The following is a 14,403-nucleotide window of genomic DNA, read 5'->3' on the forward strand; positions in this document are numbered from 1 at the left end:
TCACAGGCTGGCCATCGCCTCGCCGAGGCGGATCGCGCGGGTCGGCGCCCAGGCGGGGTTGAAGCGCAAGGGGCCGGCCGGGAACAGCATCACCACGGTCGATCCAAGCAGGAAGCGGCCCATCTCCTCGCCCTTCTTCAGCATGACGGCGCTGCTGCCGCTGGCCTCGTAGGTCCAGGTCCGCAGGTGACCGGGACGCGGCGGGTTGACCAGGCCGTGCCAGACGGTCGCCATGCTGCCGACGATGGTCGCGCCCACCAGCACCAGCACGAAGGGGCCGTGCGGGCCCTCGAAGAAGCAGACCACCCGTTCGTTGCGCGCAAACAGGCCGGGCACGCCGCGTGCGGTCGTCGGGTTGACCGAAAACAGCGCGCCGGGCACGTGCGTCATGCGCGTCAGCCGGCCGTCGCAGGGCATGTGGATGCGGTGGTAGTCGCGCGGGCTCAGGTAGAGCGTGGCGAAGTGGCCGCCAGCGAACGGCAGCGCCTGGAAGGGGTCGCCGCCCAGCAGCGCGGTGGTGCTGTACTGGTGACCCTTGGCCTGGAAGATCTGGTCACCGGCGTTGCCGGTGAGGCGTCCGAACTGGCTGATGGCGCCGTCGACCGGGCAGATCAGATCGGCATCGGCCAGTGGCCGGGCATCGGGCCGCAGCGCGCGGGTGAAGAAGTCGTTGAAGCTGGCGTAGTGGCCGATGTCCGGGTCTGCCGCCTCGGCCATGTTGACCCCGTAGCGGGCCACGAAGCGGCGGATCACCCAGGTCGTCAGGCCGCCAGCGCGGGCCGAGGCGAAGCGTCCGGCCAGGGCCGTCAGGGCTTGTTTCGGCAGGAGGTACTGCGGCAGGACGGCAAGGCGATCGGACACGGCAGGCACCGGTGGTGGACAAACGGGCCGCAGTGTATCGGCGCCACCTTGCGGGTCCTGACCCCCGGACGTGCCCGGATGCAACCGTTTCAGGTGCCCGCTGCAGCCTTGCCGGCGCAGCCGATCGGGTGGTCGTGACGCAGATAGAGATCGGTGTCGGGCAAGGCGGCGCGCAGGGCCTCGAAGGCCCGTTCGGCCAGCACATGGGCGTCCACGCACCGGCCTTGTCCCATGCGCAGCGTGAGCGTGGCCTCGTCGCCCGCGATGTCGATGGCCTGGACACGACCGCTTGCGACGATGTCTTGAGGCTCGCGCAGTTCCTGCACGCCACGCAGGGCGGCCACCACCGCTTCAAGGTGGGCCACCGGACCGGACAGCCGCAGCTGCGCCGGTTCGTCCTGGTGGGATGACGGCAGGTTCGCGCACGGTCCGCAGGCCGTGTCGGTCGCCACGGCTGCGTCGGCCGTGGCGGGGGCGGCCTGCAGCCAGATCGTCGGGTTCGTGGGACGGGCGTGGCGGGTGTCGGAGTCCATGGGTGAGATCCTGCGCCCGGGTGGGCTCGACGAAGTTGAGCGAAGTCAAGCTTGACACGCCCGGCCGTGAAAGTCGACGCCTGTTGCGCTGCTGCATCCGAGGCGGTGCGGGTCCGGCCCGACCCCTGGATCGTGGGGTCGACCGGCGCCGGTTCAGCCGTGCCGCACCGCGTCGAGCCGATCGCGCAGTCCTGGGCTGGCGCGTTCGGGCGTCCATTCCAGCCACGGGTCGTGGCGCACATAGATGTCGGTGTCGGGCAGCGCCGCCTGCAATGCACGCAGGGCGCGGTCGGCGGCAAAGTCGCACAGGGGGCAGTCCGGGCCGATGGCCACCAGACAGAGGCGGACGTCGCCGTCCTCGATCTGCAGCGACTCGACCAGGCCCAGCTCGACGATGCCGGCGCCCAGCAGCGGGTCGCGCACCCCGCGCAGGGCATCGAGCGCGCGCAGCAGCGCGCCGGTCGGCCCGGCCAGGCGCAGGTCGGCATCGCTGCTCAGGCCCGGGCGTGGTGGTTCGGCCAGACCGCTCGGACAGCTCATCGGCAGGTAGGAAATGTCAGGACAGCGCGACATGGCGGGCCTCCGCAAGGCGTGCGACAGGGTGTGCGCACTATCGGTCGGACGCGCCGGAAGGGCTTGCGCCGGGTCAAGCCAAGCGACCGATCAGGGCGCTGTCAAGGGGTCGGAATGCGCCGGATCTGATCCATCGCGCAGGTTCCCGCCGGGGTATGGGCGGCGCCCGGCGTCCGCACTATGCTCCGCCCCTGATCCACGGAGACCCCTCCATGTCCGACCCGAATCGCCAGGACCTGTCGCTCTTCGACAGCGACGCCACCACCTCCCCGAGCCGCCCTGCCGCGCCCCGCCGCAGCGCCGTGAACACCCCCGAAGCCCCCAGCCGCGCCAACCTGCCGGCCCAGGCCATCAGCACCGAGGTGCTGCAGGAAAAGTACGCCAAGGGCGACGAGAAGACCATCGCCGACGTGCGCCGCCGCGTGGCCGCCGCGCTGGCGGCCGTCGAGGCGCCCGAGCAGCGCGAGGCCTGGACGGCGAAATTCCTGGCCGCCCAGGAACGCGGCTTCGTGCCGGCCGGCCGGATCGCCTCTGCCGCTGGCACGACGCTCAGCGCGACGCTGATCAACTGCTTCGTCCAGCCGGTCGGCGACTCGATCGCCGAGGCCGAGGACGGCTTCCCCGGCATCTACACCGCCCTGACCGAAGCCGCCGAAACGATGCGGCGCGGTGGCGGGGTCGGCTACGACTTCTCCCGCATCCGCCCGCAAGGCGCATGGGTTGGCTCGACCGAGAGCCACGCCTCCGGCCCGGTCAGCTACATGCGCGTGTTCGACCGCAGCTGCGAGACGGTCGAATCGGCCGGCAGCCGGCGCGGCGCCCAGATGGGCGTGCTGCGTTGCGATCATCCGGACATCGAGACCTTCATCCACGCCAAGGACCAGGGCGACCTGCGCAACTTCAACATCTCGGTGGGCGTGACCGATGCCTTCATGCAGGCGGTCGAGGCCGACGGCCCGATCGAGCTGGTCCACAAGGCCGAGCCGGGTCCGAAGCAGAAGGCGGCGGGTGCCCGCCAGCGCGCCGACGGCCTGTGGGTCTACCGCGAGGTCCGCGCGCGCGACCTGTGGGACCAGGTCATGCGCTCGACCTACGACCACGCCGAGCCGGGCGTGCTCTTCCTGGACCGCATCAACCAGGACAACAACCTGGGCTACTGCGAGACCATCGCCGCCACCAACCCCTGCGCCGAGCAGCCGCTGCCGTCCTACGGCTGCTGCTGCCTGGGCTCGGTCGACCTGACCCACTTCGTGACCCGCCCGTTCGAGGCCGATGCCGGTTTTGACGAGGCCGGCTTCAGCGAGGTCTGCGCCGTCGCCACCCGCATGCTCGACAACGTGCTGGACGCCACCGTCTGGCCGCTGCCCGCGCAGCAGCAGGAAGCGGCCAACAAGCGCCGCGTCGGTCTGGGCTTCACCGGCCTGGGCGACACGCTGATCATGCTGGGCCTGCGCTACGACACCCCGGCCGCGCGCGACATGGCGCGCCACATCAGCGAGGTCATGCGCGACGCGGCCTACAACGCCTCGGTCGACCTGGCCGTCGAGCGTGGCGCCTTCCCGCTGTTCAACGCCGATCTCTACCTCAGCCGCGGCAGCTTCGCCTCGCGCCTGCCGGCCGCCGTCAAGGACCGCATCCGCGCCCACGGCCTGCGCAACTCGCACCTGCTGTCGATCGCGCCGACCGGCACCATCAGCCTGGCCTTCGCCGACAACGCCTCCAACGGCATCGAGCCGCCCTTCAGCTGGACCTACACCCGCCGCAAGCGCGAGGCCGATGGCAGCTTCAAGGAATACAGCGTCGAGGACCACGCCTGGCGCCTGCACCGCCACCTCAAGGGCGTCGACGCGCCCATGGGCGAGGCCTTCGTGACCGCGCTGGAGATGAGCGCCGAGGCCCACGAGATGATGGTCGCGGCGGTCGCTCCCTGCGTCGACACCTCGATCAGCAAGACCGTCAACGTCCCTGCCGACTATCCCTACGAGGACTTCCAGGGCCTCTACATGGCGGCCTGGAAGTCCGGCCTGAAGGGCCTGGCGACCTACCGCCCGAACAGCGTGCTGGGCGCGGTGCTGAGCGTCGAGCCGACGCCAGTGGCCGCACCGGTCGCCGCTCCGGTGGCCGATGCACCGGCGGCTGTCGCCGCCAGCCCCAAGCCGCTGACCGTCGCCGAGGGCGCACCGTCCGGCGCCAACCAGCGTCTGCGCCTGGACCGCCTGCCGCAGCCGGTGATGTCCAGCCTGCGCTGGCCGAGCCGGCCCGAGATGAGCGGTGGCAACCCGGCCTGGAGCTACATGATCCAGCACCCGCACGGCGACTTCGCGCTGTTCGTGGGCGAGCTGCCGGCCGCCGCCGGACCGGATGCCGGCCTGTTCGAGCGCAACGTGCCCTTCGAGGTCTGGGTCAACGGCGCCGAGCAGCCGCGCGGCCTGGCCGCACTGGCCAAGACCCTGTCGCTGGACATGCGGGCCAACGACGCCGCCTGGCTCAAGCTCAAGCTTGACGCGCTGGCCACCGTGGCCGAGGAACGTGCCTTCGAGATGCCCTTCCCGCCGACCGGCGAGAAGAAGCTCTTCCCCGGCGTCGTCGCCGCGACCGCAGCGGTGATCCGCTGGCGCTGCGAGCAGCTCGGCGCGCTGCAGGAAGGCGGTCCGTCGCCTGTCCTGGCGGCCATGTTCAGCCGGGAAGAGCCGCGCACCGGCAGCGACGGCACGCTGGCCTGGGCGGTCGACATCCACAACCCCGCCACCGGCGAGGAATTCACCCTGACGCTCAAGGAAGTGACCCTGCCCGGCCCGGACGGCAGCCACGTCACCCGGCCCTGCGCGATCGGCTTCGCCGGCAACTACCCGCGCGCCCTCGACGGCCTGGCTCGCCTGCTGTCGCTGGACATGCGCGTGATCGACCCGGCCTGGGTCGGCATGAAGCTGCGCAAGCTGCTCAACGTCGGCGAGCCACTGGGCCACTTCATGGCCCCGGTCCCCGGCCAGAAGCGCCAGCAGATCTGGCCCAGCACGGTCGCCTACGTCGCCCGCCTCGTGATCCACCGCTACGCCATGCTGGGCGTGCTGACGGCCGAGGGCGAGCCGGTCAACGCCATGGGCGTCCTCGCCGCCCCGATCGCCGCCGTGGCCTCAATCGACACCACCGACACCGCCGAAGCCGCCGCCCCGACCCGCAAGGTGATGGCAGGCAAGCCCTGCCCCGAGTGCGGCAACGCCACCATGATCCACAAGGACGGGTGCGATTTCTGCACCAGCTGTGGGTATGTGGGGGCGTGTGGGTGAGCGAGCTCGGGGATCGTTGCCTGAGGGCGGGTGTTTCGGGCCCGCCTCTGCGCACTTCCCCGGGGCCGACAAGCGGCTGCTTTGGCGCTAGGGTCAGCCTCCGTCCCCTCAGGAGGCCCTCATGTCCACCGATCCCGCCGCGCTCGTCTTCTACACCAACCCCCAGTCGCGCGGCCGCATCGCGCACTGGATGCTCGAAGAGGTCGGGCAGCCCTACACCACCGTCTGGCTCGACTACGGGCCGGCGATGAAGGAACCGGCCTATCTGGCCATCAACCCGATGGGCAAGGTGCCGGCGCTGCGGGATGGTGATGCGGTCGTGACCGAGGCGCCTGCCATCTGCGCTTATCTGGCCGACCGCTTTGCGCAGGCCGGGCTGGCGCCCGATCCGGCCAGCCGCGAGCGTGCGGCCTACCTGCGTTGGCTGTTCTTCGCGGCCGGCCCGCTGGAGCAGGCGACCGTCGCCCATGCGCTGGGCTGGCAGGTGCCCGAGGGCCGCAGCGGCATGGTCGGCTTTGGCTCCAGGGACCAGACGCTGGCGGCGCTCGAAGGCGCGGTGTCGACCGGGCCCTACCTGTGCGGCGAGCGCTTCACGGCGGCCGACGTGTATGTCGGCTCCAGCCTCGGCTGGGGCCTGATGTTCGGCACCATCGAGAAGCGGCCGGCCTTCGAGGCCTATGTCGCCCGGGTCCAGTCCCGCCAGGCCGCACGGCGCGCCCACCAGATCAACCAGGCCCGCATCGACGCGACGAAGGCATGACGATGAATCGTGTTTCACGCGCTTGGCTGGTGCTACCCGGCCTGCTGCTGGCGATTTCGGCGCTCGCCCAGGATGCGGCCTCGACTGCATCAACCGCCTCAACCGGTTCAAGCGCCCTGCCACCGATCCCGTATGCGACGGTTGCCGAGGCCCTGAGCGCACTAGAGGCCCGCGACGGCAACGGCACCGTTGTCACGCATGCCGACGGCTGGACCACGGTCAATGAACCGATGGCATCGGCGCAGTGGTCCTTCACGCCGGCCGGCCACCCGGCCCACCCGGCGCTGGTGCGTCGCATCGTCGAGCGCCCGCGCGGCGGCGAGCTGCGTGTCGACGTGTCGACCTTGTGCGAGTCGAGCAACGCCGCCGCCTGCAGCCAGCTGCGCAGCGACTTCGAGGCCATGAGCGAGCGCATCCGCCAGGCCCTGAAGGCGCGCGGACGTGCGCCACAACAAGGGCGTTGAAGCGACGGCGGTCCGGCCTTCGGCCCGCTTGCGAACCGTCAAGGCCTGATCCGGCGTCGCTGTCAAGCTGGCGCCATGACCGACCTTCTCCTTTCCGCCGGGGCGCGCCGACCCGGCTGGCGCACCTGGGTCCGCGCCACGCGGCCGGGCTTTCTGCTCGTCACCGCCGTGGCGGCCTTGCTGGGGACCTTGTCCGGACTGGCCTGTGGTGCGCCGCCGGACTGGCCGGCGGGCGCTGCCGCCATCGTGCTGGCCGTCCTGGCACATGCGGCGATGAACCTGCACAACGACTGGGGCGACGCCCAGATCGGCTCGGACGCCATCAACACCGGCCGCATTGCGCCCTTCAGTGGCGGCTCGCGCATGGTCCAGGACGGCGTGCTGACGCCCGATCAGCTGCGCGACGCCGTGCACGTGCTCGCCATGGTCGTCGTCGGCGGCGGCATCGTGCTGGCCGCCCGCGCCGGGCCGGCGCTGATCGCCATCGGCCTGGTCGGCCTGACCCTGGGCTGGGCCTACTCGCAGCCACGCGTCGCGCTGATGTCGCGCGGGCTCGGCGAACTCGGCGTCGTGCTGGCCTGGTGGCTGGTCGTGCTGGGGGCCGACGTGGTCCAGCAGCACCGCCTCAACACGCTGGCGCTGCTGCCCGGCGTCAGCCTGGCGCTGCTGGTCGGCGCGATCCTGTGGGTCGCCGAATTCCCCGACGCGCAGGCCGACGCCCAGGTCGGCAAGCGCACGCTGGTGGTCCGGCTCGGCCCGGTCCCCGCCGCGTGGCTGCACCTGCTGATCGTGCTGGCCGCCCACACCTGGGTCGCCGCCTGGTGGTGGGCCGACTGGCTGCCGTCCAAGGCCGGCTGGGCCCTGCTGACCGCCCTGCCCAGCGGCTGGGCCGCCATCTGGCTGCTGATCGACGCCCGCCACCCCCAGCGCCTGCGCGCCGTGATGGTCGTGACCGTGGCGGTGGCCGTGTTGCACGGGCTGCTGCTGAGTGCGGCTTATGGGCGGGTGGTGTGGTTGCGGGGGTGAAGGCCGGGCGTTCGCGGACAGGGTCGGCCGGTATCCTCGTCAGACCGCTCATCGCCCACCTGTTGTCCGCCGCCCATGTCGATTTCTGACCCTGATCTCCCACCGTCGACCCGCCCACCCAAGATCCCCGAATCGGTGCTGGTCGTCATCCACACCGCCGCGCTGGAGGTGCTGTTGATCGAGCGGGCCGACAAGCCCGGCTTCTGGCAGAGCGTGACCGGCTCGAAGGACCATCCGGACGAGGACCTGCGGCTGACCGCCGTGCGCGAGGTCGCCGAGGAGACCGGCATCGTGGTCGGCTCGGCGGCGGTGCCCGATGCCGCCTTGCGGGACTGGGGCCTGCGCAACGTCTACGAGATCTACCCGGTCTGGCGGCACCGCTATGCGCCGGGCGTGACGCACAACACCGAGCATGTCTTCGGCCTGACCGTGCCGCGCGACATCGCGGTGACGCTGGCGCCGCGCGAGCATCTGCAGCACGCCTGGCTGCCGTGGCGCGAGGCGGCCGATCGCTGCTTCTCGCCGAGCAATGCCGAGGCCATCCTGCAACTGCCTCACCAACGGGGTGAGGCATGACCCGCAGCCTGCGGACGCCGCACCGCGCCGAACACCCGGCCGGTGCCGAGCGCCGCTTGCGGGTGGCGACCTACAACATCCACAAGGGCGTGCGCGGCGTGGGTCCGCGCAAGCGGCTGGAGATCCACAACCTGGGCGACGGCGTGGCGCAGCTGGGCGCCGATCTGGTCTTTCTGCAGGAGGTCCGCTTGTTCCACCACGGTGACGCGCGGCGCTTTGACCACACCTCCTTCGGCTGGCCGGCGCAGGGTCAGGCCGAGTTCCTGGCGCCCGACGGCTACGAGACGGCCTACCGCACCAACGCGGTCACCCACGGTGGAGAGCATGGCAACGCCTTGCTGTCGCGCTGGCCGCTGGGCGACATCGGCCATCACGATGTGTCGGACCACCGCTTCGAGCAGCGCGGCCTGCTGCATGCGATCGTGAACTGGCAGGGCGTGGCGGTGCACGGCATCGTGGCGCACTTCGGCCTGTTCCACGCCAGCCGGGCGCGCCAGGCGCAGCGCCTGGGCGAATACGTCGCCAGCCGGGTGCCGGCGGGGGCGCCGGTGATCGTCGCGGGCGACTTCAACGACTGGGGCGAGCGGCTCGATCCGTGGTTCGTGCAGGCCGGGCTGGCGCGGGCGACGGTGCCGGGCGCGCTGCGCCACCCGCTGACGTTTCCGTCGCGGCTGCCGCTGTTCTCGCTCGACCGGGTCTACACGCGCGGGCTGCGCTGCCTGCGCACCGAGGTGCCACGCGGCGCGTCCTGGGCCCGCATGTCCGACCACCTGCCACTGGTGGTGGAACTGGAGCTGACCGGGTGAACGCGCCGACGCCGTCGCCCCCGGCCGGCCGCCTGCGTCCCAGCTTGCGACGGGGCCGCTACGGCTGGTACCTGCTGCAGCGGCCGGTGTTGCGCGACGGTCATGCGGTGACGCTGCTGCGTGGCGGCGCGCAGCTGTTCCCGGCGATGTGCGCGGCGATCGCGGCGGCGCAGCGCGAGGTCTGGCTGGCGACCTACATCTTCAACGACGACGAGCAGGCGCTGGTCGTGGCCGATGCCTTGGTGGCCGCAGCAGCGCGCGGCGTGCGGGTCAGGGTCGTCATCGACGGCTTCGGCACCAAGCACAGCCGCAGCCGGATCGAGCAGCGGCTGGCCGCGTCGCCGGGCATCGCCGTCGAGACCGGCCGGCCGTCGCGGCGACTGCAGCTGGCGGTGTTCCGGCCGATCGAGCGCTGGACCCACTGGCTGCAACCCGGCCAGCTGCGCCGCCTGCACATGAAGCTGTGCACGGTCGACGACACGGTCGGCTACATCGGTGGCATCAACCTGATCGACGACCACGTCGACCTCAACCACGGCCGCACCGAGGCGCCGCGGCTGGACTACGCGCTGGCGGTGTCCGGGCCGGTGGTGGAGACGATGCGGCAGGTGGTCCGGGCGATGTGGTCACGCGCCTGGCACGGCAGCGACTGGCGCGACGCGCTGCGCCGGCTGGTCGTCGCACCGCAGCCGATGCAGCGTCTGCGCGGCCTGCTGCGCGAGCTGCGCATGCCGCTGCGCCCAGGTGCCGAAGGGGTCGCCGATGGCCAGCCGCCGGGCGGGTCGAGCCCCGCAGCGACGATGCGCGCCGCGCTGGTGGTGCGCGACAACGTGCGCCAGCGCCGCACCATCGAACGCGCCTGCGTCGAGGCGATGCGCGGGGCGCAGCGGCGCATCTGGCTGGTCACGCCCTACTTCTACCCGGGCACCGGTTTCCGGCTGGCCCTGGCCGATGCGGCGCGGCGTGGCGTCGAGGTCCGGCTGCTGCTGCAAGGCAAGGCCGACTACCGGCTGGCGGCCTGGGCGGCCCGTGCGCTCTACCGCGAGCTGCACCAGCACGGCGTGCACATCCACGAGTACCTGCCGGCCTTCCTGCATGCCAAGGTCATGCTGATCGACGACGACTGGTGCACGGTGGGCAGCAGCAACATCGACCCGCTGTCGCTGCTGCTCAACCTCGAGGCCAACCTGATCGTGTCGGACGCAGGCTTCTGCGCCACGTTGGCCACCGAGCTGGAAGGCGCCATGGCCGACAGCCGCGAGGTCCTGCCCGACAGCCTGCGCGAAGCCGGCTGGGTACGGCTGGCCAGGCGGGCGGTGGTGGCGTGGGTGGCCTACGTCTACCTGCGTGTCGCGGGGGTCACCGGCAGGTATTGAGGTCCGGCTGGCCGGGGCCGAGCGCCTTTGCAGGCCAGCGCCGGGCCGCTCCCAAGCGGCCTGCGTATCCCCTCGGGGGATCGCCCGGCGTACCCGCCGGGCGAGGGGCTCCAATCAGCGGACTTGTTCGAGGGCGCGGATGCGTTCCTCGATCGGCGGGTGGCTGGACATCAGGGCCATCAGGCCACCGGCGCGGCTGCCGATGCCGAGCGTGGCGACGCTCTGGGGCAGGGCGCCGGGCTCGAGGCCGCCGAGGCGGGCCAGCGCGCGTTGCATCGGCACGCGGCTGCCCATCAGCTTGGCGGCATCGGCGTCGGCGCGGAACTCCCGCTGGCGCGAGAACCAGGCCACGACGATGGCGGCGACCAGGCCCAGCACGATGTCGAGCACGATGGTCGAGACGTAGTAGCCGATGCCCGGCGCGTCCTTGTCGTTCTTCAGGATGACGCGGTCGACGACGTAGCCGATCACGCGCGAGAGGAAGACGACGAAGGTGTTCATGACGCCCTGGATCAGCGTCATCGTCACCATGTCGCCGTTGGCGACGTGGGCGACCTCGTGGCCGATGACGGCCTCGACCTCCTCGCGCGACATGCTCTGCAGCAAGCCGGTGGAGACCGCCACCAGGGCCGAGTTCTTGAAGGCGCCGGTGGCGAAGGCATTGGGCTCGCCCTCGTAGAGCGCGACCTCGGGCATCTGGATGCCGGCGGCGGCAGAGAAGCGCTGCACGGTGCCGACGATCCAGCGGTGCATCGGGTCGTGCGAGTCGTTGATGACGACCGCGCCGGTGCTCCACTTGGCCATCGGCTTGCTCATCAGCAGCGAGATGAAGGCGCCGCCGAAGCCCATGATCAGCGCGAAGCCCAGCAGCGCGCCCAGGTTCAGCCCATTGGCATCCAGGAACTTGTTGACGCCGAGCAGGCTGGCCGTGATGCCCAGCACCAGCATCACAGCGAGGTTGGTGACAAGGAAGATCGCGATGCGTTTCATGTGGGTTCCCGAAGGGTGGAGGTCGTGACGCGAAGCCCTCAGATGCAGGCGTGGCCCGAAAAGTTCAAGCCGGCTGCACGCACAGGGCGTGAGCCGGCTTGAGGGTGCCGACCGTGGTGGTCGGCCATGTGGCGATCAGCCTTGCGCGGCGATCGTCGCGTTGCGCAGGCGGATGTGCAGCTCGCGCAGCTGCTTCTCGTCGACCAGGCTGGGCGCTCCGGTCAGCAGGCACTGGGCGCGCTGGGTCTTGGGGAAGGCGATGACGTCGCGGATCGACTCGGCCTTGGTCATCAGCGTGACCAGGCGGTCCAGGCCGAAGGCCAGGCCACCGTGCGGCGGCGCGCCGTACTGCAGCGCGTCGAGCAGGAAGCCGAACTTGACCTGGGCGTCTTCCTTGCTGATGTTGAGCGCGCTGAAGACCTTGCTCTGCACCTCGGCGCGGTGGATCCGCACCGAGCCTCCGCCGAGTTCCCAGCCGTTGAGCACCATGTCGTAGGCCTTGGCGATGCAGGCGCCCGGGTCGGTGTCCATCAGGTCCTCGTGACCGTCCTTGGGCGCCGTGAACGGGTGGTGCACGGCGTTCCAGCGGCCCTCTTCCTCGTCGTGCTCGAACATCGGGAAGTCGACCACCCACAGCGGCGCCCACTTGTCCTCGAACAGGCCGAGCTTCTTGCCGAAGTCGCTGTGACCGACCTTGATGCGCAGCGCGCCGATGGCGTCGTTGACGACCTTGGCCTTGTCAGCGCCGAAGAAGATCAGGTCGCCGTTGCAGGCGCCTGTGCGGGCGATGATCTCGGCGATGGCGCCGTCGTGCAGGTTCTTGACGATCGGCGACTGCAGGCCGTCACGGCCCTTGCCGGCGTCGTTGACCTTGATCCAGGCCAGGCCCTTGGCGCCATAGATTTTGACGAACTCGGTGTAGCCGTCGATCTCGCCGCGGCTCATCTCGGCTCCGCCCGGCACACGCAGCGCGACGACGCGGCCGCCCTTGCTCTGGGCCGGGGTCGAGAAGACCTTGAAGTCGACGTCCTTCATGACCTCGGTCAGCTCGGTGAACTGCAGCTTGACGCGCAGGTCGGGCTTGTCCGAGCCGTACTTGAACATCGCGTCGGCATAGCTCATCACCGGGTAGACCGGCAACTCGACGTTCATGGCGTGGCGGAAGACCGTGCGGATCATGCCCTCGAACATCGCGCGGATCTCCTCCTCGCCCATGAAGGAGGTCTCGATGTCGATCTGCGTGAACTCGGGCTGGCGGTCGGCGCGTAGGTCCTCGTCGCGGAAGCACTTGGTGATCTGGTAGTAGCGGTCGAAGCCCGCAACCATCAGCAGCTGCTTGAACAGCTGGGGCGACTGCGGCAGTGCGAAGAAATGACCGTCGTTCACGCGGCTGGGCACGAGGTAGTCGCGTGCGCCTTCGGGCGTGCTCTTGGTCAGCATCGGGGTCTCGATGTCGACAAAGCCGTTGGCGTCGAGGAACTTGCGGACCTCCATCGCGACGCGGTAGCGCAGCATCAGGTTCTTCTGCATCTGCGGGCGGCGCAAGTCCAGCACGCGGTGCGTCAGGCGGGTGGTCTCGCTGAGGTTCTCGTCATCGAGCGGGAACGGCGGCGTCACGCTGGGGTTGAGCACCTCCAGCGCATGGCACAGCACCTCGACCTTGCCGGAGACCAGGCCGGTGTTCTCGGTGCCCGCCGGACGAGCCCGCACCAGGCCGGTGACCTGAAGGCAGAACTCGTTGCGCACGCCTTCGGCGGTCTTGAACATGTCGGCGCGATCGGGGTCGCAGACGATCTGGACGATGCCTTCGCGGTCGCGCAGGTCGATGAAGATCACGCCCCCGTGGTCGCGACGGCGATGGGCCCAGCCCATCAGGGTGACGGTCTGGCCCATCAGCTTCTCGCTGACGAGGCCTGCATAGCTGCTGCGCATGGTGGGAAGTCTCCGGGGCAAGTCTGGTTGGATTCAGTGAGGGGCCGGCTCGGGCTCGCCCGGGGCGCCGTTCTCGGGGCCGACGACGCCCATCGAGATGATGTACTTCAGCGCCTCGTCGACGCTCATCGCCAGCGGCCGGATGTCGGTGCGGGCGGCCATCAGGAAGAAGCCCGAGGTCGGGTTGGGCGTGGTCGGCACGTAGAGGCTGACGTAGTCGCCCTGCAGCGCCTCGCCGACCTCGCCACCGGGCTTGCCGGTGACGAAGGCGATGGTCCAGAGGCCGTCGCGCGGGTACTGCACCAGCACGGCCTCGCGGAAGGCCTGGCCGCTGCTCGAGAACAGCGTGTCGGAGACCTGCTTGACCGAGCTGTAGATGGACTTGACGATGGGGATGTTCTGGAAGATCCGGTCCCACATCCGGATCCACCACTGGCCGACGAAGTTGGCCACGAACATGCCGGTCAGCAGCATCAGCACGACCAGCACGATGACGCCCAGCCCGGGAATCTGCGAGATCGACTCGATCAGCGCGGCGGCGCTGGCCGGCAGCACGGCGGCCACAAGCGACAGCAGGGCCTGGAAGACGCCGTCGAGCACGCCCAGCACCCAGGCCAGCACCCAGATGGTGACGGCCAGCGGGAGCCAGACGAGCAGGCCGGCGACGATGTATTTCTTCACGACAGGGCGCCCAGCGGCGTGGTGAGGACGTGCGGTGGAAGGTGATGCCCGGCCCGGCACGCAGCCGGCACGGGCATCAGCGGGGACTCAGTGACAGGCGCAGGAGCCGCCGCAGGCGGTGGCGCCACCGGAGCCCGTGCTGCTCGAACCGGCGTCCGTCGAGCTGGCGGCGCTGGACGTGGCGCCCGAGGCCGAGCCGTCGGACGCTGATGCCGGCGCTGCAGCGGTGCCGGCAGCCGCCGCCGCGGTGGCCGCCGTGCTGGCCGCCGTGTTGGTGCCGCCGTTGCGGAAGTCGGTCGCATACCAGCCGGATCCCTTGAGCTGGAAGCCGGCGGCGGTGACCTGCTTGGAGAAGGTCTCGGCGCCGCAGGCTGGGCAGGTGCTCAGGACCGGGTCAGACATTTTCTGCAGCACGTCCTTGGCATGACCACACGCGCTGCATCGGTAGGCATAGATCGGCATGGCTGTGGAAACAGTGGATCAGACCGTTGATGCGAAACCCAAAATTATAGGTGGGCGGTCTGTGTCACGCGGCCCG

The 14,403-nt window shown here is 70.4% G+C and carries 14 protein-coding genes; 7 read left to right on the forward strand and 7 right to left on the reverse strand.

From position 1 onward, the window contains the following. The 3 genes from asd to EV685_RS11470 all read right to left on the reverse strand — a co-directional run bounded on the left by asd (position 1) and on the right by EV685_RS11470 (position 1,967). Positions 1-861, reverse strand: coding sequence for an archaetidylserine decarboxylase (gene asd / locus EV685_RS11460; protein ID WP_130482141.1), 861 nt, complete (start codon positions 859-861; stop codon positions 1-3). Positions 862-950: 89 nt separating this feature from the next. Beyond that, complete coding sequence (locus tag EV685_RS11465) at positions 951-1,394, reverse strand: iron-sulfur cluster assembly protein (RefSeq protein WP_130482142.1); 444 nt, start codon at positions 1,392-1,394, stop codon at positions 951-953. Between the two features lie 153 nt (positions 1,395-1,547). Further along, positions 1,548-1,967, reverse strand: coding sequence for a metal-sulfur cluster assembly factor (locus EV685_RS11470; RefSeq protein WP_130482143.1), 420 nt, complete (start codon positions 1,965-1,967; stop codon positions 1,548-1,550). A 302-nt stretch (positions 1,968-2,269) separates the two neighbouring features. On the opposite strand from EV685_RS11470, the gene EV685_RS11475 reads away from it, so the two are divergent. From EV685_RS11475 to clsB, 7 genes are all read left to right on the forward strand, one after another. Beyond that, positions 2,270-5,254 carry an adenosylcobalamin-dependent ribonucleoside-diphosphate reductase gene (locus EV685_RS11475; protein ID WP_420820826.1) on the forward strand — a complete coding sequence of 995 codons (2,985 nt, stop codon included), beginning with the start codon at positions 2,270-2,272 and terminating at the stop codon, positions 5,252-5,254. Between the two features lie 121 nt (positions 5,255-5,375). Further along, on the forward strand, positions 5,376-6,014 hold the full coding sequence (locus EV685_RS11480; protein WP_130482145.1) for a glutathione S-transferase family protein: 639 nt from the start codon (positions 5,376-5,378) through the stop codon (positions 6,012-6,014). Between the two features lie 2 nt (positions 6,015-6,016). Further along, a complete protein-coding gene (locus tag EV685_RS11485; RefSeq protein WP_130482146.1) occupies positions 6,017-6,478 on the forward strand; it encodes a hypothetical protein in 462 nt (153 codons plus the stop codon). A 75-nt stretch (positions 6,479-6,553) separates the two neighbouring features. Then, the gene (locus tag EV685_RS11490; protein ID WP_130482147.1) at positions 6,554-7,504 is read left to right on the forward strand and encodes a prenyltransferase; all 951 of its coding nucleotides are present in this window, start codon (positions 6,554-6,556) and stop codon (positions 7,502-7,504) included. 75 nt (positions 7,505-7,579) lie between these two features. Next, positions 7,580-8,080 (forward strand): dihydroneopterin triphosphate diphosphatase, encoded by a 501-nt coding sequence (gene nudB / locus EV685_RS11495; RefSeq protein ID WP_130482148.1) that lies wholly within the window; start codon positions 7,580-7,582, stop codon positions 8,078-8,080. Beyond that, the gene (locus EV685_RS11500; RefSeq protein WP_130482149.1) at positions 8,077-8,886 is read left to right on the forward strand and encodes an endonuclease/exonuclease/phosphatase family protein; all 810 of its coding nucleotides are present in this window, start codon (positions 8,077-8,079) and stop codon (positions 8,884-8,886) included. The genes nudB and EV685_RS11500 overlap by 4 nt, the downstream gene beginning before the upstream one ends. Continuing rightward, positions 8,883-10,262, forward strand: a complete 1,380-nt coding sequence (gene clsB, locus EV685_RS11505; RefSeq protein ID WP_130482150.1) for a cardiolipin synthase ClsB — start codon at positions 8,883-8,885, stop codon at positions 10,260-10,262. The genes EV685_RS11500 and clsB overlap by 4 nt, the downstream gene beginning before the upstream one ends. A 114-nt stretch (positions 10,263-10,376) precedes the next feature. On the opposite strand, the gene htpX is transcribed toward clsB, so the two are convergent. The 4 genes from htpX to EV685_RS11525 form a co-directional block, all read right to left on the reverse strand. Further along, a complete protein-coding gene (gene htpX / locus EV685_RS11510; protein ID WP_130482151.1) occupies positions 10,377-11,252 on the reverse strand; it encodes a protease HtpX in 876 nt (291 codons plus the stop codon). Positions 11,253-11,387: 135 nt separating this feature from the next. Continuing rightward, positions 11,388-13,184, reverse strand: a complete 1,797-nt coding sequence (aspS, locus tag EV685_RS11515) for an aspartate--tRNA ligase (RefSeq protein ID WP_130482152.1) — start codon at positions 13,182-13,184, stop codon at positions 11,388-11,390. 33 nt (positions 13,185-13,217) lie between these two features. Continuing rightward, a complete protein-coding gene (locus EV685_RS11520) occupies positions 13,218-13,865 on the reverse strand; it encodes a DUF502 domain-containing protein (RefSeq protein WP_130482153.1) in 648 nt (215 codons plus the stop codon). Positions 13,866-13,952: 87 nt separating this feature from the next. After that, positions 13,953-14,327: an FmdB family zinc ribbon protein gene (locus tag EV685_RS11525; protein ID WP_130482154.1), complete on the reverse strand. Its 375-nt coding sequence runs from the start codon at positions 14,325-14,327 to the stop codon at positions 13,953-13,955. Positions 14,328-14,403 lie beyond the last annotated feature (76 nt).

Source organism: Sphaerotilus mobilis (assembly GCF_004216565.1).
GTDB lineage: Bacteria > Pseudomonadota > Gammaproteobacteria > Burkholderiales > Burkholderiaceae_C > Sphaerotilus > Sphaerotilus mobilis.

What these genes read in the sequence shown, in the direction of transcription:
- EV685_RS11465 (WP_130482142.1), bottom strand. Translation starts at nt 1,394, where the DNA reads ATGGACTCCGACACCCGCCACGCCCGTCCCACGAACCCGACGATCTGG.
- EV685_RS11470 (WP_130482143.1), bottom strand. Translation starts at nt 1,967, where the DNA reads ATGTCGCGCTGTCCTGACATTTCCTACCTGCCGATGAGCTGTCCGAGC.
- EV685_RS11480 (WP_130482145.1), top strand. Translation starts at nt 5,376, where the DNA reads ATGTCCACCGATCCCGCCGCGCTCGTCTTCTACACCAACCCCCAGTCG.
- EV685_RS11485 (WP_130482146.1), top strand. Translation starts at nt 6,017, where the DNA reads ATGAATCGTGTTTCACGCGCTTGGCTGGTGCTACCCGGCCTGCTGCTG.
- EV685_RS11490 (WP_130482147.1), top strand. Translation starts at nt 6,554, where the DNA reads ATGACCGACCTTCTCCTTTCCGCCGGGGCGCGCCGACCCGGCTGGCGC.
- nudB (WP_130482148.1), top strand. Translation starts at nt 7,580, where the DNA reads ATGTCGATTTCTGACCCTGATCTCCCACCGTCGACCCGCCCACCCAAG.
- EV685_RS11500 (WP_130482149.1), top strand. Translation starts at nt 8,077, where the DNA reads ATGACCCGCAGCCTGCGGACGCCGCACCGCGCCGAACACCCGGCCGGT.
- htpX (WP_130482151.1), bottom strand. Translation starts at nt 11,252, where the DNA reads ATGAAACGCATCGCGATCTTCCTTGTCACCAACCTCGCTGTGATGCTG.
- aspS (WP_130482152.1), bottom strand. Translation starts at nt 13,184, where the DNA reads ATGCGCAGCAGCTATGCAGGCCTCGTCAGCGAGAAGCTGATGGGCCAG.
- EV685_RS11525 (WP_130482154.1), bottom strand. Translation starts at nt 14,327, where the DNA reads ATGCCGATCTATGCCTACCGATGCAGCGCGTGTGGTCATGCCAAGGAC.